The sequence below is a fragment of the Stenotrophomonas sp. Iso1 genome (genome assembly GCF_027497995.1).
In the GTDB taxonomy this organism is placed as follows: domain Bacteria; phylum Pseudomonadota; class Gammaproteobacteria; order Xanthomonadales; family Xanthomonadaceae; genus Stenotrophomonas.
Genome location: NZ_JAODBT010000001.1, coordinates 1 through 19554, shown reverse-complemented (window position 1 = coordinate 19554; position 19554 = coordinate 1). Strand labels below are relative to the sequence as shown.

General features: G+C 63.5%; 12 protein-coding genes and 1 pseudogene. 9 read left to right on the top strand and 4 right to left on the bottom strand.

Going from position 1 to position 19554, the window contains the following annotated elements:
* Nucleotides 1–357: 357 nt before the first annotated feature.
* The 7 genes and pseudogenes from PAN08_RS00065 to PAN08_RS00035 all read left to right on the top strand — a co-directional run bounded on the left by PAN08_RS00065 (nucleotide 358) and on the right by PAN08_RS00035 (nucleotide 9018).
* Entirely contained in the window at nucleotides 358–606 is a 249-nt protein-coding gene (locus PAN08_RS00065; RefSeq protein WP_269789522.1) for a helix-turn-helix domain-containing protein, read from the top strand.
* On the top strand, nucleotides 606–1883 hold the full coding sequence (locus PAN08_RS00060; protein WP_269789521.1) for a HipA domain-containing protein: 1278 nt from the start codon (nucleotides 606–608) through the stop codon (nucleotides 1881–1883). The genes PAN08_RS00065 and PAN08_RS00060 overlap by 1 nt, the downstream gene beginning before the upstream one ends.
* A 155-nt stretch (nucleotides 1884–2038) precedes the next feature.
* Nucleotides 2039–2638, top strand: coding sequence for a GTP cyclohydrolase I FolE (folE, locus tag PAN08_RS00055; RefSeq protein ID WP_269789520.1), 600 nt, complete (start codon nucleotides 2039–2041; stop codon nucleotides 2636–2638).
* A gap of 22 nt (nucleotides 2639–2660) precedes the next feature.
* Complete coding sequence (locus PAN08_RS00050) at nucleotides 2661–4130, top strand: DUF3375 domain-containing protein (protein WP_269789519.1); 1470 nt, start codon at nucleotides 2661–2663, stop codon at nucleotides 4128–4130.
* Nucleotides 4117–4827: a DUF4194 domain-containing protein gene (locus PAN08_RS00045; RefSeq protein WP_269789518.1), complete on the top strand. Its 711-nt coding sequence runs from the start codon at nucleotides 4117–4119 to the stop codon at nucleotides 4825–4827. Before PAN08_RS00050 ends, PAN08_RS00045 begins: the two co-directional genes overlap by 14 nt.
* Nucleotides 4828–4897: 70 nt before the next feature.
* Nucleotides 4898–8263: pseudogene (locus PAN08_RS00040) on the top strand (SbcC/MukB-like Walker B domain-containing protein); the annotation flags it as partial.
* Between the two features lie 377 nt (nucleotides 8264–8640).
* Nucleotides 8641–9018 (top strand): MAPEG family protein, encoded by a 378-nt coding sequence (locus PAN08_RS00035; RefSeq protein ID WP_269789517.1) that lies wholly within the window; start codon nucleotides 8641–8643, stop codon nucleotides 9016–9018.
* Nucleotides 9019–9202: 184 nt separating this feature from the next.
* Here PAN08_RS00035 and PAN08_RS00030 read toward each other — a convergent pair whose 3' ends face one another.
* From PAN08_RS00030 to PAN08_RS00020, 3 genes are all read right to left on the bottom strand, one after another.
* On the bottom strand, nucleotides 9203–12097 hold the full coding sequence (locus PAN08_RS00030; protein ID WP_269789516.1) for a TonB-dependent receptor: 2895 nt from the start codon (nucleotides 12095–12097) through the stop codon (nucleotides 9203–9205).
* A gap of 163 nt (nucleotides 12098–12260) precedes the next feature.
* Nucleotides 12261–13895, bottom strand: coding sequence for an EAL domain-containing protein (locus PAN08_RS00025; RefSeq protein ID WP_269789515.1), 1635 nt, complete (start codon nucleotides 13893–13895; stop codon nucleotides 12261–12263).
* Between the two features lie 96 nt (nucleotides 13896–13991).
* Nucleotides 13992–14771: a TSUP family transporter gene (locus PAN08_RS00020; RefSeq protein ID WP_269791125.1), complete on the bottom strand. Its 780-nt coding sequence runs from the start codon at nucleotides 14769–14771 to the stop codon at nucleotides 13992–13994.
* A 94-nt stretch (nucleotides 14772–14865) separates the two neighbouring features.
* Here PAN08_RS00020 and PAN08_RS00015 point away from each other — a divergent pair, with 94 nt between their 5' ends.
* Both PAN08_RS00015 and PAN08_RS00010 read left to right on the top strand, forming a co-directional pair.
* The gene (locus PAN08_RS00015) at nucleotides 14866–15261 is read left to right on the top strand and encodes a YchJ family metal-binding protein (RefSeq protein ID WP_269789514.1); all 396 of its coding nucleotides are present in this window, start codon (nucleotides 14866–14868) and stop codon (nucleotides 15259–15261) included.
* Between the two features lie 181 nt (nucleotides 15262–15442).
* On the top strand, nucleotides 15443–17623 hold the full coding sequence (locus tag PAN08_RS00010) for a lytic murein transglycosylase (protein WP_269791124.1): 2181 nt from the start codon (nucleotides 15443–15445) through the stop codon (nucleotides 17621–17623).
* 140 nt (nucleotides 17624–17763) lie between these two features.
* Here PAN08_RS00010 and PAN08_RS00005 read toward each other — a convergent pair whose 3' ends face one another.
* Nucleotides 17764–18939: a benzoate/H(+) symporter BenE family transporter gene (locus PAN08_RS00005; RefSeq protein ID WP_269789513.1), complete on the bottom strand. Its 1176-nt coding sequence runs from the start codon at nucleotides 18937–18939 to the stop codon at nucleotides 17764–17766.
* Nucleotides 18940–19554: the final 615 nt, after the last annotated feature.

Here is a 19554-nt window from a genome sequence, read left to right as displayed (position 1 = left end):
ACCTGTCCGCTCGCAGCAATGCCGCTTCCAGCCGCCTTCCTTGCGCCGTAGGCGGTAGTTTCTCCCGCCCCCGCTGGAAGATCCGCAGCATCCGCTGACCCTGACCCTGCAACGCCACCGATCCGAGCCTGCTGCAGTCATTGGAACGGGATACCTGAGGCGCCCCGGCGTGAAAATAACGACTGCGTTAGTTTTTGTGCCGTTCCCTGTAAAGATGAGAATTTTCTAATGTGTGCGTTAGTTTTCCGGAACTACGCGGCTTTTCTTATAGAAATATAAAGTCAGCTTTAGATTCGTGTTGTATCTGGCCCTTTTGGCAGATAATCTAACGTGGGCTTTATATTCAAGGCGTGAGCCATGCAGGTACAGATCGACCAAGCATCCGATATCGGCCAATACGTGCGTGCGGTGCGTAAGGCACAGGGACTGCGGCAGGATGATCTGGCTGCAATGGCCGGCACCAGTCATGTGGTCCTGGGCAATATTGAGCGTGGCAAGGACACCGTGCAGATCGGCCGCGTGTTCGAGCTGCTGCGGCAGCTGGGTATCCGGGTGCAGCTGGATCTGCCGATGGACTTGCCCGCCACCACACGGAAGCAGCCGTGATGGCCGCAAGCCCCGAACCCCGTCAGCTCGACGTCTGGCTGGAGCAGCAGCGCGTCGGCGAACTGCATGAGCAGGGAAACGTGTGGGCATTGGGCTATGACCCGGTCTGGCGTGAGCAGGGTTTCGACTTGTCCCCGGCATTGCCACGCAGCGCCGGGCAAATCCAGGACGGTGGCAGTCAGCGCCCGGTGCAGTGGTTCTTTGACAACCTGCTGCCCGAGGAAGCGGGACGCCTGTTGGTCGCTGCCGATGCGGGCATCAATGCCGCCGACGCGTTTGGGCTGCTGCAGCGCTTTGGTCCGGAATCGGCAGGTGCGCTGACCTTGCTGCCGCCAAGTCAGCAGTTACCGCCCGCGGAACTGCAACCCCTGCCGGATGCCGAGCTCTCGGCCCGTATCAAGGCGCTGCCGAGGCAGCCGCTGTCGCATGGGGCGCCCAAGCGCATGTCGCTGGCTGGCGCCCAGCACAAACTGGCAGTCGTGCTCGACCAGGGCCAGTTGTGGGAACCCATCGGCAAAGCCGCCTCCACCCACATCCTCAAACCCGATCACGAACAGGTGGATGACTATCCGCACAGCGTGATCAACGAATGGTTCTGCATGCGCCTGGCTGGCGCCTGTGGACTGCCGGTACCCGAGGTGGACGTGCGGCGGGTACCGGAGCCGGTCTATCTGGTACGCCGCTTTGACCGGGAAGGAGAGGGGCTGCAGGTCCGCCGTCGCTATGCTTTGGACGGTTGCCAGCTGCTGTCCCTGGACAGTGTCTTCAAGTACCAGCAGGCCAACGGCACGGCCTTGCAGAAGCTCCTGCAGATCAGCCGAACCCCTGCAGTGACCCGTTTGGCCCTGCTGCGCTGGCAGTTGTTCAATTTTTTCATTGGCAATGCCGATGCACACCTCAAGAATCTGAGTTTCCTTTGGGGAAACAAGGGGTGGGAGTTGTCGCCGCACTACGACCTGCTCAGCACGGCCGTTTACAAGGCGCCGGACTGGGCCGGGGAAACACTGGTGTTTCCAATGGGGGCGGCAACCCGCTTTGGCGACGTGAATCGCGCCGAAGTAGCCGCTTTCGGGCAGGCCATCGGGATACCCGAGCGTTTGGCGCTGGCCGAACTGGACCAGATCGCTGCTGCCGTGCGGAGGGAGTCGCTGGCGTTGTATCTGGCTTACGAAGCGGGCCAGACCCACGCGGTGGACCCGGGAGAGGCGCGTTTGCTGCGTCAGATTGTGCACGGCCCCATCCCCGATGCACTTGCATTGGTAGTGGCGTCGAACTAAGCGCGCAACCCTCTTCAAATCTTCTATAAACCAAATAAAAACAATGAACTAAGGTTCATTCTCTCGAATTGAGCGGGGCTGCTTCATCGCCCTCCATGCCCCTCTACGCACCCGGCTGGTAGCATGTCCACCCCGTAATCCAAGCGCTGTCTGTAATGACCGACTCCAAGAACCCCACCGTCACCCAGACACAGGCCGAAGAGGCCGTACGCACCCTGCTGCGCTGGGCTGGCGAAGATCCCGCCCGTGAAGGTCTGCTGGATACCCCGCGCCGGGTGGCCGAAGCCTATGGCGACTGGTTCAAGGGCTACCAGGACGATCCGCGTGAATACATGGAGCGTACCTTCGAGGAAGTGGCCGGCTACGACGAAATGATCGTGCTGCGCGACATCGAGTACGAAAGCCACTGCGAACACCACATGGCGCCGATTCTCGGCCGCGTCCATATCGGCTACGTGCCCAACGGCCGCGTGGTGGGCATCTCCAAGCTGGCGCGTGTGGTCGAGGCCTATGCCCGCCGCTTCCAGGTGCAGGAAAAGATGACCGCACAGATCGCCGACTGCATCCAGGACGTGCTGCAGCCGCTGGGCGTGGGCGTGGTGGTGGAAGGCTCACACGAGTGCATGACCACCCGTGGCATCCACAAGCGTGGCGTGAGCATGGTCACTTCGCGCATGCGCGGCACCTTCCATGACGACGCACGCACTCGCGCTGAGTTCCTGCGTTTCATCGAAGTCGGCCAAGCCCGCCGTTAATCCAAGGATCTGCGCGCGCTCGATGAAGTACCCCCAACGCATTGCCGGCTATCAGCGCCTGCGCGAGCAGCCGCTGTGGAAGCTGCTGGCCTCCGACCGCGCGCCTGTCCTGATCGGACTGTTGCAGGGCCTGTTGCTGGAGGCAGACCGGCGCGTGCCGGGTTCGATCCTGGCCGAGCGCCTGCAGCAGCAGCTGGACGCGCTCAATGCCGAAGAGTTGGAGGTGGAGCTGCCGCGCACGGCGCAGGCTTACATCGCCTACTGGCTGGCCCAGGGTTGGCTGGAGCGTCGCCTGCCGGAAGGCGCCAGCGAAGAGGAATACGAGCTCTCGCGCCAGGCTGTGCAGGCCATCCGCTTCATTGCTGGTGTCGAGCACAACGCCAGCCTGGCCACGGAAAGCCGCCTGGCCATGGTCATGCAGCAGATCTCGCAGCTGGCCCAGCAGACCGAAGCCGATCCCGAAGCGCGTCTGGTGGCATTGCGCGCCGAGCGTGAGCGCATCGACGCCGAGATCGCCCAGGCCGCCAGCGGCAAGGTATCCACGCTCGACGGCAAGCGCGCGCTGGAACGCACCCGCGACGTGATCCGCCTGGCCGATGATCTGGCCGAAGACTTCCGCCGCGTGCGGGATGACTTCGAGCAACTCAACCGCCGTTTCCGCGAACGCATCATCGACGACGAAGGCGCGCGCGGTGACGTGCTCGACCGCCTGTTCAACGGCGTCGATGTGATTGGTGAATCCGATGCTGGCCGCAGCTTCCAGGCGTTCTGGGACCTGCTCAACGATATGCAGCGCAGCGCCGAACTCGATGCGGCGCTGGACACCGTGCTCAACCGCGGCTTCACCCGCAAGCTGGACCGCAACGAGCGCAACTTCCTGCGCAACTTCACCAGCACGCTGCTGGAACGCGGCGGCCAGGTGCATGAGGTGATGCAGCATTTCGCGCGCAGCCTGCGTGGCTTCGTGCAGAGCCGTGGCTACCTGGAGCAGCGCCGCCTCAACCAACTGCTCAAGCAGGCGCAGGGCCAGGCGCTGTTGTTGCGCGATGAGGTGCGGCCCACCGCAGCCACCGGCTTTGTGCTGCCGCTGTCGTCGGCGCGGGTGCGCTCCATTGGCCAATGGCGCCTGCACGACCCGCGCAGCCATCAGGTGGAAACCTCCATCTTCATGGCCGAGGCGGCGGAAATTTCGCTCGACAGCGTCGGCGACCTGGTCGCGCAGTCGGAAATCGATGTGCGCACCCTCAAGGACAACCTGTTCATGCTGCTCGGCACGCGCCCGCAGCTGTCCATCGCGCAGGTGCTGCGCGAGCGGCCAGCGCGGCAGGGCCTGGGCAGCGTGATCGGCTATCTCTCCATCGGCACCCGCCACGGCATGGTGGTGCGCGATCAACTGGAAACCGTGGAATGGACCGGCGGTGACGGCAACGTGCGTCGTGCACGCGTGCCGCTGGTGTGGTTCCTCAAGGAAAGACGCGATGAACTGGTCTGAGACCGAACTGGAAACCGAAGCTGACGCCGCCGCCGCGCCGGTTGCAACGCCGCCGGCCGCCAAGGCCAACGGTGCCTTGTTCCTGGGCGACACCGGCAACCTGCCGGCCGAAGCACGTCGCGCGCTGTGCCAGCTGCTGGCCGGGCCCAGCGTTGATGCACAGCGGCAGCCCACACAGTGGGCGGCTTTGCTGCGGCATGAAGAGGCCGTGCGCAGCCTGCTCAGCGAGCTGTTCCTGGAGCTGGTGCTGGACCGCGACGGCGGCATCGCCTTCACCCGCCAGGCCGACACCGCCGAAGTGGATTCGCCGACCTTGCTGCGCAGCGCGCCGCTGACCTTCATCGAATCGGTGTTGTTGCTGTTCCTGCGGCAGCAGCTGGCCGAAGCCGACACGCGCGGTGAGCGCGCGGTGGTGGAAGAACTGCAGCTGGTCGAAGCGTTGAGCATCTACCAGAAGAATGTCTCCACCGATCAGGCCGGTTACGGCAAGCGTGTGAGCGCGGCCATCGCCAAGATGCGCGAGAACCAACTGCTGTCCAAGCTGCGTGGCAGCGAAGACCGCTACGAAATTTCGCCCGCATTGAAGCTGCTGTTCTCGGCCGAGGATGTGCAGGTGCTGGCCGATGCGTACCGCCAGCTGCGAGACGGCGGCGCGGTTGAAACCCTTGAAACCGTTAGCGACGACGCCGACGAATGACGCGCACGCGCGTCGCCCCAACTGTGTTTGCCACCGTCGCGCCCTGCGCGGCGGTTGAAGGATAAGCCGCATGGAAACGACCACCCAAACCCTGCTCCCCGCTGCCGCGTTGTTCAACGACCCGGCCAGCGACGCCCGCGCAAACCAGTTCCGCATGCGCCGCCTGCAGGTGCTCAACTGGGGGACGTTCTCCGGCCTGACCGAAGTGCCGATCGCCGCGCGTGGCTTCTTGTTCGTGGGCCGGTCCGGCTCGGGCAAATCCACCCTGCTCGATGGCATGAGTGCGCTGCTGACGCCGCCGAGCATCGTTGACTTCAACGCTGCCGCGCGCGAAGCCGAACGTTCCGGCCGCGACCGTTCGCTCGTGTCCTACGTGCGCGGTGCCTGGGCCGACCAGCAGGACAGTGAGTCCGGCGAAATCGCCACCCAGTACCTGCGCAAGGGTGCCACCTGGACCGCGTTGGCGCTGGAATACCACAACGCCCGCGGCGAAGCGGTGTCCATCGTGCGCATGTTCTGGGTCAACGGTGCCGGCACCTCGGCCAATGATGTGCGCAAGCACTACATGGTGGTGCCGCGTCGTTTCGACCTGACCGAGCTGGAAGGCTTTGACCTGGACCTGCGCAAGCTGCGTCTGCGTCTGAGCGAGGATGTTGCCCACTTCGACAGCTTCGCCGGGTATGCCGAGCGCTTCCGTCACCTGCTCGGCATCGGCAACGACATGGCGCTGCGCCTGCTGCACAAAACGCAGTCGGCCAAGAACCTGGGTGACCTCAACGCCTTCCTGCGCGGTTTCATGCTGGAAGAGCCGCGCACCTTTGAAGCGGCCGATCGTCTGGTTGAAGATTTCTCCGAACTCGATGGTGCTCACCACGCCGTGGTCACCGCACGCCGGCAGGTGGAAACGCTGACCCCGGCCCGCGAGTTCCATCACGACCTGACCGAGCTGCGCAAAGGCGTGGCCAATCTGCGCGACCTGCAGATCGGTATTGACGGCTACCGCGAAGAAACGCGCCTGGAGCTGGTCAACGAGCGCATGCGCGAAGTGGAAGTCATCGACCGTGGCCTGATGGGCGAGGAAGGCCAGCGCCGTCAGGCCCTGGATAACCACGAACAGAAGCTGGTTGAGCTGGAACGCCTGCAGCGCGAACAAGGCGGCGAGCGCATCGAGGAGCTGGAGCGCGAGCGCATTCGCGTGGAGCGCGAAGTCGAAGAGCGCGCACGTCGCCGCAAGCAGCTGGAAAGCGCCTGCCGCCAGTTGGGCATGGCATTGGCCGATACCGCCGCTGCGTTCTCCGAGCAGGTGGAACAGGCACGCACGTTGATTGACGGCAGCCGCGATGGCGCCGGCACCGTGGACGACGCCATCGCCGAGCGCATGGCCGAGCGTCGCGACGATGAAAAGCGTTTCGCTGCATTGCGTGTGGAACTGGAATCGCTGAAGTCCACGCCCAGCTCCATTCCGGCGCCGCTGCAGCAGATGCGCGCACGGCTGTGCGACGACACCGGCCTGCCCGAATCGGTGCTGCCGTTCGTCGGCGAGCTGGTCCAGGTGCGCGAGGATCAAATCGGTTGGCGCGGCGCCATCGAACGCGTGCTGCATGGTTTCGCGCAGTCGCTGTTGGTGGATGAAAAGCACCACAGCCAGGTTGCCGAATGGGCCAACCGCACGCATCTGGGCACCAAGCTGGTGTACTTCCGCGTGCGTGACAACGAACTGCTGCACGCACGCGAGCCGGAAAAGCGGTCGTTGATCCACAAACTGCAGCTGCGTGACCACGCGTTCGGCGATTGGGTCTACAACGAACTGCTGCGTCGCTTCGATTACACCTGCGTGGAGAACGCCGGCCAGCTGCGCAGCGAAGACCGCGCATTGACCCGCGAAGGCCAGATCAAGCACCCCGGCGATCGTTACGAAAAGGATGACCGCCACGCCGTCAACGACCGCAAGCGTTGGATGCTGGGCCACGACAACCGCGACAAGCGTCGCGTGTTTGAACGCGAAGGGCAGGAGTTGGCGCAGCGCATCGCGCGCAGCGAGGCCGATGTCGCCATGCTGCGCAAGCAGCGTGAAAGTGGCCAGGAAAAACAGCTGGCCGCGCGCGTGCTGGTGGAGCGCGACTGGGACGAAATCGATCTCGGCCCGCGTCTGCAGCGCCTGACCGATATCGACGAGCAGCTCACCGACCTGCGCGAAGGTGACAACGCGCTGGCGCGTGTCGGACAGCAGATCGAATTGACACGCGGCCTGCGCGACCAGGCCAAGCGCACCTACGAAGACGTGCGTCTGGAACGCGCGCAGCTGTCGCGCGAACGCGTGCGGCTGGAGCAGCAGCGAGACAACGGTGCCGCCCGGGTCGCCAGCACGCCGCTGACGCAAGCGCAGCGTGAAGGTCTTGGCGAGCGCCTGCAGGTGCTGCCGGGCTTCAACCTGGACACGCTGGAAAGCCACTTCCGTGTGATCGAACGTGGCTTGGGCGAAGAGCTGGGGCAAAGCCAAAGTCGCGATGCCAAGCTCACCCAGCACCTGCTTGATTGCTTCCGCAAATACTGCCAGCAGTGGCCGGAGGACTCGGGCGATTTCACCGTGTCACTGAGCAGTGCCGATGATTTCCTGGCGCGTTTGCAGCGCCTGGAAAGCGATGGCCTGCCGCGTCACGAAGGCCGCTTCTTCGAGTTGCTGCAGACGCAGAGCAAGAACAACCTGCTGGCCCTGCAGCGTCACACTGCCGAGGCGCACAAGGCGATCAAGCAGCGCATGGACGAGGTCAACGCCTCGCTGGAGCAGGTGGCGTTCAACCGCGGTACCGTGCTGGCCATCGACGTGACGGATCGTCGTCTGCCGGAAGTGCAGGATTTCCAGCTGCAGTTGCGCGCGGTGCTGACCCATCAGCAGACCGAAGACCGTTCGCTGGCCGAAACCCAGTTCAACGTGCTGCGTGATCTGGTGCGCCGTCTGGGTGCGCAGGAACCGGAGCTGCGCCGCTGGCGCGAGCAGGTACTGGATGTGCGTTTGCACGTGGAGTTCATCGGCGTCGAGCTGGATGGCGAAACCCGCGAGCAGGTCGAGATCTATCGCAGCGGTGCCGGTAAATCCGGTGGTCAGCGCCAGAAGCTGGCGACGACGTGCCTTGCCGCCGCACTGCGTTACCAGCTGGGTGGCGAAGACGGCGAGTTGCCGCGCTACGCCGCCGTGGTGCTGGACGAAGCCTTCGATAAGGCCGACAACGAATTCACCGCGTTGGCGATGAATATCTTCGAGAACTTCGGTTTCCAGATGGTGGTAGCCACACCGTTGAAGTCGGTGATGACGCTGGAGCCGTTCATTGGCGGCGCGTGTTTCGTTGAAATCAGCGGCCGCCACGATTCGGGCGTGCTGTTGATCGAGTACGACGACGAAGCCAACCGCTTGAAACTTCCAGCCCGTGCCCGCGGTGCAGCGGCGCGCGCGCAGGATGATGCCGAACTTGCGGCGAAGCAAGCACCACAGGTGGAAGCGATCGCACCGGAAGCGGAGGACATCATCGCGGCAGCTGAGGCCGTTGTGGTTGAAGCGGAAGTGATCGCAGCACCGGTAAAGAAGGCGCCCAAGAAAGCGGCCGCGAAGAAGCGTGCTGCTACCGAGCAGTAACTGAAAGCGTCGTACTCTCCAAACCTCTCCCTCGTTTGCGGGGGAGGGTGCCCTTAGGGCGTGAGGGGCGCGGTGGATTCTGCGTGGGCCCGCGCAGGCCGCAAACCCCGCGCAATGTTTCTGTTCCTCGCGCACACCGTGCGTGCCCGGGCTACGATCCCGCCTCTCAACCGGAGCTCTTCATGCACTACGTAGAAATCGTCGCCATGCTGGTCGTGGTGCAGTACCTGTTCTTCATCTACGAGGTTGGCCGCGCACGCGGGCGCTACGGCGTGAAGGCACCGGCAGTTGCCGGTCACGAGGGGTTCGAGCGTGCCTATCGCGTGCAGATGAATTCCCTGGAGTTGATGGTGGCACTGCTGCCTGCGCTGTTTGTTGCTGCCCGCTTCTGGCCGGCAACCTGGGTAGCCGGCATTGGCGTGGTCTACCTGATTGGCCGCTTCATTTACTGGCGTGCCTACATCAGCGCACCGTCCCGTCGCGGCCTGGGTTTCGGCCTGTCGATGCTGCCGGTCATGGCATTGCTGACGATGGCGTTGGCCGGTGCCGTCCTGCGTTGATGGCCTAATGCGGCCCACCGGTTCGCTGCTCATCGACCGCCCCGGCGCAGGGGCCGGAGCAGGGAGCCGGGAATGAGGGCAGTGGTTTGCATGTGGCCCCGATGGTCTGACTACGCACCTGCAAACAGCACACAAACGAAGGGAGCCTCGCGGCTCCCTTCATTGTTTCCAACAACCGCCGCCTTTAGAAATCCAGGCTCAGTTTTGCGTAGCTGTAACGCCCCGGCAGGTCATACGTGCCCGGATCGTAACCATTGAGCGTGCAGCTCAGGCAGATCGGCGGATTCTTGTCGAACACGTTGTTCACGCCGAGACTGACCTTCACCCCTTTCATCCATGCATCGGTACGCCAGCTCACCTGTGCGTCGTGGTACGTGGTCGCACCCAGCCAATGTTGATCCGCAACGCTGTCGGTGCAGATCGGGAAGCCATTTGCGCCGGCGCAGCGTTCGCGCAGGCGGTCGATGTAACGCATCGTCCAGCTCGCATTCCAATTGCGGAAATCCCAATTGGTGGTCAGCGTCGAGGTCCACTCCGGAATGGCACTGTCGTTGACTTCCACGCCCGGGCCTTTGGGTTCGGGCTGGCCGGATTCGTTGATCAGCTCATAGCGCGTCACCCAGGTGGACTTCCAGTCAAAGCCGAGCTGGCCCCAGCCGGTTTCCGGCAACAGCCAATGTGCGGTGAAGTCCCAGCCGCTGGTGTTGATGGTGCCCAGGTTGGCGAGGATGTCCTCGAAGCGGACGATCTGGCCACGGTCATTGCGCGTGTAGCTGGCGCAGGCCGCCGCGTCACGGGTATCGATGCAGCGGTCCAGGATCAGCTGCGCATCCGGTGCCTGGATCGCACCGTCGATGGTGTGGCGGTAAAAGGTCACGCCCAGGTCCAGCTTGCTGGCCCAACTGCTGTCCGCCGCCCAGCCTGGGCTCCATACGAAGCCGGCCATGAACGAGCGGCTTTCTTCCGGATCCAGTTCGCGGTTGCCGGCAGTCACCACGGAAATCTGCGGATTGGCCTGCTCGTAACCGGGCGGCACGCCATCGGCAACGCACTTGGGGGTGGTGGATGCGGCGTTGTTGCATGGGTCCACCAGCGTTGCATCGAAGCGGCTCAGCGTGCCGTACAACTCACCAATGGACGGGGCGCGGAAACCCTGTGCAAACGACATGCGCAGCAGCAGTTCGTCGGCCGGTTGCCAACGCAGGCCGATTTTGCCGGTGCCGGTGCCGCCGAAGGTGGAGTAGTCCGAGTAACGCCCGGCGATGCTCATGTCCAGGCTCTTGCCCCAGAACCCCCCGCGCGCCAGCGGGATGTCGAACTCGGCATAGGCTTCCTTCACCGAGTAGCTGCCGATGGTCACGCCCGAGGGCACGCCGTTGTACTCGCCGGCGATGGTGATCGGATCGGGGTGGTACTCGCCTTTGTAGCGACGCCACTCGGCACCAGCGGCAAAGGACAGCGGCCCGGCCCACATATCGAACAACTCACCGGTGATGTTGGCCGACGCCTGGCTCAGCGTGTTCTTGCTGCGGTCACGCACGACTGGCGAAATCCACGCCAGCATGTCCGGGGTGATGGTGCCGGGCCCGCCGAAGATGTTCAGCGGCACGCAGCCGGCGATGGCCGCACACGCGGTCGGGTCGCCCAGTGCCTGGTTGATGTGCTTGATGTTGTAGCTGCCAGTGTTGGTCTGGGTGGCCTTGCTTTCGCTGGTCATCGCATTGATGTCCCAGTTCCAGGTGCGCTGGTTGACCTCGAACGTGCCATCCAGGCCTGCTGCCGCGTACCAGGTTTTCACCTCCTGCTCGTAACGGCGTGGGCCGCCTTCTACAGGCCGGCGGCCAATCAGGAACAGGTTCGGGTCGCTGCCCATGGTGGTCAGGTCGAAGCCGAACGGGTTGTACGGATTGTTGGCCGAGATCACCAGATTCTTTTCGGCCCAGTCGTTGTACACACCGGCATCGGTGCCGAGGAAGAACGGCTCTGGCGCGGCCTGGTTGGCCGATTCGCGTTCGCTGTACATGCCGCGGAACCAACCGCTCAGGTTCGGGGTGAATTCAAAACGCACCTGGCCGAATACCGACTTGCGTTCGTTGGGCGTCAGCAGCAGGTTGTTCGGCGCAAAGTTGTAGCGGTCGGGCGTACCGAAGCAGTGGTAGTCATCGGTGCGGGGGCCGGTGACGCCATCGGCGCAGTTGGCTTGGCTGGGGTCGAATACCGGATTGGTGATGCCGGTGTTGGAGGTGATGTTGTAGGTCTTGCCGCTGGGGTCAGCAAACACCAACCGGCCCTGCGGCGTTGCCGAACTGCCGTTGGCCAGCCCGGTGCCCGGTACCGGCACGGTGGCCCACTCGTACTCGGTCGAGGCAACTTCCTTCTGCTTGAACCACGACGCGCCGACAATCCACTGCGCGCGCTCCCCGCTCTTGCCGAAACTCATGTCCACGCTACTGGTGTCGCCGCCCTTGAGGTTGTAATCGCCGTACTGCACCTCGATGTGGCCGCCGTCGGCATTCTTCTTGGTGATGATGTTGACCACGCCGGCGATCGCATCGGAACCGTAGATCGACGATGCACCGTCTTCCAGTACTTCGATGCGCTCCACCAGCGCCAACGGAATGGTGTTCAAGTCCACGGACGAGCCGACGCCCGAACCGGATGATTCATTGACCCAGCGGATGCCATCCACCAGCACCAGTACGCGTTTGGGCCCGAGATGCCGCAGATCCACCGTTGCCGCACCCGCGCCCACGCCGCCGCCATCGGGTGGGAAGCCGAAATTGCCGCTGGAGTTGAGCTTGGTGCTCAGCGAGGCACCGCTGGCAGTGAGGTGCTGCACCACGTCGGCGACCGACGTGTAGCCGGTGCGGTCGATGGCTTCACGGGTGAGTACCTGCACCGGTACCTGGGTTTCCAGTTCCGCCTTCTTGATGCGGCTGCCGGTGACCTGGACGGTGTCCAGGGTTCTTGCACTGTTGCCGGGTGCGTCTTGTGCGGCAGCGACGGTGGGCAACAGGCATAACAGGGAAATCTGTACGGCGAGCGTGAGGCGGTGCGTGCGTAGCGGTAACGACGTCATCGGGAAGCTCCTATGAATGCCGGACTACTTGTCCGTCGAAACGACGGGTGCCTCGCGGTTGTAAACAATTCGTTAGAAGCCGGCAAGCAGAGAAGTCCTGAAAAGCGGACACCGCAATAGACAGCAAGATGAACCGGTTATTTTCTTCAGCGGCGCGTCAACATCAGTGGACCGATGTGTCGCCGGACTTCTGTGCCGCCAGCTTGCAAGGAATTGCAAGTTGGCCTGGCCGGGTATTGGCGGCCACAAACTCGAACAACTCCGCAGCCGTCATTGGCCGGCCAAACAGATAGCCCTGCCCGTACACCACGCCCCGGCTGCGGAAGAAGTCCGCCTGCGCGGTTGTTTCGATGCCTTCGGCCAATGTCTGCATGCCCAAGGTGCGGGCAAGGTCGAGGATGTGCACGGCCACCTGGCTGGTGACGGCCTCGGTGCAGGCGGTGGAGGTGAAGCTCTTGTCCACCTTGAGAATGTCGAAAGGATATGTGGCCAGATAAGCCAGGCTGGAATAGCCGGTGCCGAAATCATCAATGGCGATTTCGATGCCCAGCTCGCGGATCGCGTTGACCACGCTCAATGCACTCGCCTCTTCCAGCAGCCCTCGCTCAGTGGCTTCCACTACAAACTGTCCACAACCCGGCCCGATCCCGCGCAGCATCGCGGCCAATAGTTCCGGCGTCCGCTCCGACTGCAGATCGCTGGCGGCAAGGTTCACCGCAAGCCGGAAGCCGGGCATGCCCTGAAGGAAGCTGCTCATGTCCCGCTCCACCAACTTCAGTACCTGCGCGGTGACCTGCTGGATGATCCCGCTGTCTTCGGCGATGGGAATGAAGCTGTCGGGCAGCAGTATCGTGCCGTCTTCATACTGCCAACGCAGCAATGCCTCAGCACCGATGCAGGTGTTGTCGCGCAGGTCGATGATGGGCTGGTACAGCAGAAAGACATGGCCTTTTTTGAGCGCGTACAACAACTGGCTGTGGGGAGAGAACTGGTACCGGGTCAGCAGCAATGCGGTGGCCAACACGCTCAGGCCGATCACGATCCCGGCAGGAATGAACCACTTGCCGAAATGCGCCATGCGCTGGTCGATGTTGGCGATCGGCGTGGCGACGACCACCCCGGTGTTGCTGGTCTGCATGATGTGCCGCACCACCAGAAAGCCGGCATCCTCGTCCACGAAATGGGTTGACTCCGCCGCCTCGGCGCCCGGTGATATCCAGTGGTCCAGCAGAACGCCGCTGCGTGCGCCGTACTGGCCGCTGCCCGGTGAAAACAAGCCCAGTGAAAGGTCGGAACGGACGAATGGCGCAAGCATTCCATCCGGGTATACCAGCAGCGCATACCCGTCTTTTTCCATCACCGCGTAGCTGCGGTCATGCACGCCGGGCAATCGCACATCGGCGTAGATGCGGATGCCATCGGCGCGCTTCACCGATGGAGGTCCGAGCATCAAATGCAGCATCAGCGGATCACTTGAGGAACAGATCACGCGATGGTCTTCCAGATACAACGCGGCAATGGATATCTGCGTCTGCGCGGCAACCTGCTGCAGTTGAACGATATCGGCGGGGCTGCAGGGTGCCTCACCGTTGGTCGACATGTCGTTCTGCATGGTTGTCAGCATCGCCAACGCATTGCGCACCCGGCGATCCAATCCCAGGCCCACTTCATCCAGGGCCTGGTACTTCTCGCTGATGGCCTGCATGCGCGCTTGATGCAGCGCATAGATCACCGGCAGGCAGGCAAGCAGCACGCCGGCGAGCAGGAAGGTTGCGGCGATTCCGTGGCGATGTTTCATGGATGTGCCATCCGGGCACTGGCAGGAAAGTGGTGCCGATACGTTGTCCGATCGGCACAAAAACGATACGCGATCCACTTTCCATGAGCTGAGCGGTTACTGCCCGCTCAGGGTGTCCCATGCCATGCGCGCGATCAGCACTACCACCAGCGCCAGGAAAAGCTTTCGGATCAAGGGTGTTCCGCCACGCAGTGCCATGCGCGTGCCAACCACCGCGCCACTGATGTTGGCTATCGCCATGGGTACAGCAATGGCCATCAACACATTGCCGCTGGGCACGAAGAACGACAACGCAGCAACGTTGGTCGCCACGTTCACCACTTTGGACGCGGCCGAGGCACGCAGGAAATCCAGGCCGAAGAAACGCACGAAAAGAAAAATCAGGAAGCTGCCGGTGCCCGGGCCAAAGAAGCCATCGTAGAAGCCGATCACACCGCCCATGATCAGCGCGATGGTCAACTCCTTGCGACCAATCTCACGCGGACGATGCAGCGCGCCAAAGTCCTTCTTGGCCAGCGTGTAACCCAGCATCACGATCAACAGCGTCAACACCAGCGGCCGCACCGCATCCTTGGACAACAGCGTCACCGCTGTCGCACCGAGGAACGAACACGCAAACGCCGCCGCCGATGCCAGCAGCACCGGCCGCCACGGGAACCGTACCGAGCGGGCATAGCGCCAGGCCGAAGCACCGGTGCCGAATACCGAACTGAATTTGTTGGTGCCCAGTAATGCTGCCGGCGTGTGTTGCGGCAGCGTGGTGAACAGGCCGGGCAGCTGGATCAACCCACCGCCGCCAACGGCTGCATCCACCAGCCCGGCGATGAAGGCGATCACCAACAACCAGGGCAGTTCGGGCGGCAGCAGTTCCAGCATGGCGATTCCAGCGCGGGGCGCGACAGAATACGCGCCTTGCCCGGCATCAGCAGCGCCGGTGGAGCCGGTGCCGGGATCGGTGGAGAATGCGCGCATGCAAATATCTCCCACTTCCCTGTGTCCCTGCGGCCGCGACCTCAGCTACAGCGCATGCTGTGGCCGCTATCACGCCGGCACTGCCGCCCCGGATGCCGAAGCCCTGATGCGTTCGCGCTATAGCGCCTATGTGCTCAAGGACGCCGACTACCTGCGCAGCAGTTGGCATCCGGACACCCGCCCGGACTCTCTTTCACTGGAAGAGGCTCCAGGCCAGCGCACGCATTGGCTGGGCCTGAGCGTGAAGCGGCATGTTGTGACCGGCGAAGACACCGCCGAGGTCGAATTCGTCGCCCGTTACCGTATCGGCGGCGGCAGCGCGGTAAAGATGACCGAACACAGCCGCTTCCAACGCATCGACGGCCGTTGGTACTACCTCGACGCGACGGGCTGAGCACGGGACGACGGGCAAAGCCGGTGAGTCTCTTTCCTGCTGCCTGCGAGAGCGGCGAGGGCAGCGCTTGATCACTGCTTTACGCTTCCAGCGCCGCAGGCAGGCAACAAATCCATCGGCGCACTCCGCTTATCATCAACCCTCACAGCAAGGAGCTCGGCGGATGAAAGCAAACCACCTGATGCCTATCGCCACCGCATGGGCGGCCGTCACACTGGCCGCACCCAGCTTCGCCGCCACCACGGATTTTGGTAATTGCGGCGCCACGCTGAAAAGCGCAGCGGTCTCCCAGGGCATCAGCGCCGAGCGCTTCGACCAGCTTTTCACCGACATCACCCCCGACCTCAGCGTGCTGCCGCTACTCGATGCGCAGCCGGAGTTCACCACGCCCATCTGGGATTACCTCGCGGCGTTGGTCGACAGCCAGCGCATCAATGACGGCCGCAGCCGCCTCACCCAGCACCGTGCCCTGCTCGATCAGGTGTCGGCCCAGTACGGCGTCGACCCGGCCACCATCGTGGCGGTATGGGGTGTGGAGAGCGACTACGGCCGCGTGTTCGGCAAACGTCCGTTATTGCAGTCACTGGCGACGCTGTCTTGCAATGGCCGCCGCCAACCCTTCTTCAAGGGTGAGTTGCTGGCCCTGCTCAAATTGATCGACAAGGGTGACCTCAACCCCGCCGGCCTCACTGGCTCCTGGGCCGGCGCCTTCGGCCACACCCAGTTCATGCCATCCACTTACGCCCGCATTGCGGTGGATGGCGATGGCGATGGTCGCCGTGATCTGGTCGCCAGTATTCCCGATGCATTGGCCTCCACTGCCAATTACCTCAAGCAGTCCGGCTGGCGCACAGGGCAGCCGTGGGGCGTTGAAGTCCGCCTCCCGGCAGGCTTCGACGCTGGGCTGGCCGGCCGTACCAAGCGCAAGCCACTGGCCGGCTGGCGCACGCTCGGCATTACCCTGGCCGACGGCACGTCGCTACAGGTGCCGGCCATCGCCGACGATGCCAATGCCGCGCTGTTGCTGCCGGCCATCGCCGACGATGCCAATGCCGCGCTGTTGCTGCCGGCCGGCGCCAAAGGGCCGGCGTTGCTCGTGTTCCGCAACTACGACGCCATTTATTCGTACAACGCCGCCGAAAGTTACGCCCTGGCGATCGCCACCCTGGCAGATCGCCTGCGCGGTAGCGCCGGCCTCACCGCAACCTGGCCAACGGACGACCCCGGCCTCGGTCGCGACGAACGTCGCCAGCTGCAGACACTGCTGCTCGCGCGTGGCCACGCCATCGGCAATGCAGACGGCATGGTCGGCAACGCCACCCGCCGCGCCCTCCAGGTCGAACAACAGCGGCTGGGCTGGAAGAACGCCGACGGCCGCGCCGGCACCCGCATTTTGCAGGCACTGCGCGATGCCAAACCGGCGCTACCCACGGCTTTTCGCCTGCCCACCAATTACACGCAACTCGTCCAATCACCGATCGTACGGAGCAACGTTTCAATGAAGGATGTGCAGGGCCTGAGCACAGGCGATTTCAACGGCTTCCCCGCTTGGAAGGTGGAAACCCCGTTTTCCACTGCCGCCATCAGCGTGTTCGGTGGTCAGCTGCTGTCCTTCGTGCCCAAGGGCGGGCAGGACGTGATGTGGCTCTCGCCCAGCGCCAAGCAACCGCCCACGCCGATCCGTGGCGGCAGCCCGGTGTGCTGGCCCTATTTTTCGCGCCAGGGGCAGAGCAACGACGTGCCCTCGCACGGTTTCGTCCGCACCGTCTCGTGGGAGCTGCGCGACGCGCGCAGGGAAGCAGACGGCACGCTGGTGCTGACCCTCGCACCGCCGCCGCTGGACAACCTCACCCTGCGCCTGCAGATGGTGCTGCGCATCGGCCGCACACTGGAGCAGGAGCTGATCACCGAAAACACAGGCAGCCAGCCGGTCAGCATCACCCAGGCGCTGCACAACTACTTCAATGTCAGCGATGCCTTGAAGGTCGACGTCACCGGCCTGGACGGCCTCACCTACCTGGACAAGCTCGACGGTGGCAATGCCCACATCCAGCAGGGTGACTGGAACCTGCGCGATCCCCGTGATCCGGGCCGCAGTGATCGCATCTATACCCAGGCTGCCGGTCATTACGTTCTGCGAGACCCAGGCTTCAAGCGCTCCATCGATATCACCACCTCCGGCAGCCGCACCGCCGTGGTCTGGAACGCAGGTGAAGTGGCCGCCGCGAAGATGGACGACATCGGCGCCGGGTGGCGTAACTACGTTTGCGTGGAAGCTGGCAACGTCGGCCCGGACGTGATCGAACTGGCCCCCGGCGGCCGCCACACCCTCAAGCAGGTCTTCGAGGTCAAACCGCTCTAACGCCCCGCTCGAAGCCCTTTTTCTTGCGCTGGCTCAAAGCCCCTCTCCCGCTAGCGGGAGAGGGGTTGGGGTGAGGGCAGATTGAAATCAAAACAGCACCAACACGCAGGCCATAGTCGAAGCCAGGCGCTTTCGGCGTATCACCGCCGCAACACCACCAACGTCACCACCCCGGCCACCAACCCCCAGAACGCCGACCCAATCCCGGCCATCGACAAGCCAGAAGCGGTTACCAGGAACGTCACCAACGCCGGCTCGCGTTCGGCTTCCTCACGCACCGCCACCGCCAGACTGTTGCCAATCGTGCCCAACAGCGCGATGCCGGCCAATGCCGCCACCAGTTCCTTGGGGAACGCGGCAAACACCGCCGCCACCGTCGCCCCGAACAGCCCAACCACGATATAGAACGCACCGGCGCTCACCGCGGCCGTGTAACGCCGGGCTGGATCCTCATGCACATCGCGACCCATGCAGATCGCCGCAGTGATCGCCGCCAGGTTCAATGCATAACCACCGAACGGCGCCAGCACGGCATTGACCGTGCCAATCCAGCCCACCACCGGCGACACCGGCGCGTCGTAGCCGGACGCCTTCAACACCGCCACGCCCGGCACGTTCTGCGAGGCCATGGTCACGATGAACAAGGGTAGGGCGATGCCGAATAGCGCCGCCCACGATAGTGTCGGCAGCGTAAATACCGGCCGCGCCAACTGCAGTTGCACTTGGTCCATGTGCATCAGCCCCTTGCTGCCAGCAATCGCCACGCCGACCAGCAGGGTCGCGATCACCGCATAACGCGGGAACAGGCGACGACCGGCCAGATAGGTGAAGAACATCGCCAGCACCAACACCGGCTGCGTGCCCACCGACACAAAGACATCCAGACCAAAGCGCAGCAACACTCCGGCCAACATGCCCGAGGCCAGCGACACCGGAATCCGCCGCATCGCCTTCTCGAATATCCCCGAGAACCCAGCCACTGCCGCCAACACTGCAGCCAGCACAAATGCGCCGATCGCATCGGACAACGGCAACGTGCCCACGCCGACTACCAACATCGCTGCGCCCGGCGTGGACCACGCCGTTACCACGGGCATCCGGTAGCGCAGCGACAACGCAATGCAGGTCACGCCCATGCCGATGCCCAGCGCCCACATCCACGACGCGATTTCGGCCTGGTCGGCACCCACGGCCTGCGCCGCCTGGAAAACGATCACCGCCGAACTGGCAAACCCCACCAATACCGTGATGAAGCCGGCAATCACCGCCGGCAGCGAAAGGTCTTTGAAGAAGGAACGTGCAGAGGAGTCGGTCATCGTGCAGGCAATGTCGGATCAACCCGCATTGTGGCCGACGGCAGCGGCGTGTGGCTTTCGGCAGTCCCAGGAAGATGAAGGTCGTGAAGTGGCAGCAGGAACCCAAGCGTGCACGGCGTAACTCCATTCCGTCTCCCGCTTGCGGGAGACGGTGCCCCGCAGGGGCGGATGAGGGCAGGCATCTACGCGATGCCGCCAACGCACCAGCCCATCGCTTCTATCTATATAGAGAAGAAGCCCACCCGCAGCACACACCCAACCAGCTAAAACCTCAAGCAAGCGCCCAGCAACCCCCAACCCAAGCCTCAATCCACCCACAAGCACCACCAAACCTTGCCGAGTCTGGCGTCAGCAAGCGCTTTGCTGCAGAAGCACACAAAGTGATTGCACATTTCACAAAGATGTCTAGAATTCGCTTCCTCGCTGCACGGCGCCGGCCACTTCGGTGACCACCGCCCCAAAGCGACGTCAACAGCCTCTCAAAAAGTTGTTGACGGAAACGAAAAGCCTGACATAATAGGCGGCTCGCTTCGACGAAAGACCTTCGGGTTTGCCGCAGAAGCAGCAGCGTCAACCGCCTCGAAATGAGGTGTTGACGAAGCGGAAAAGCCGGCT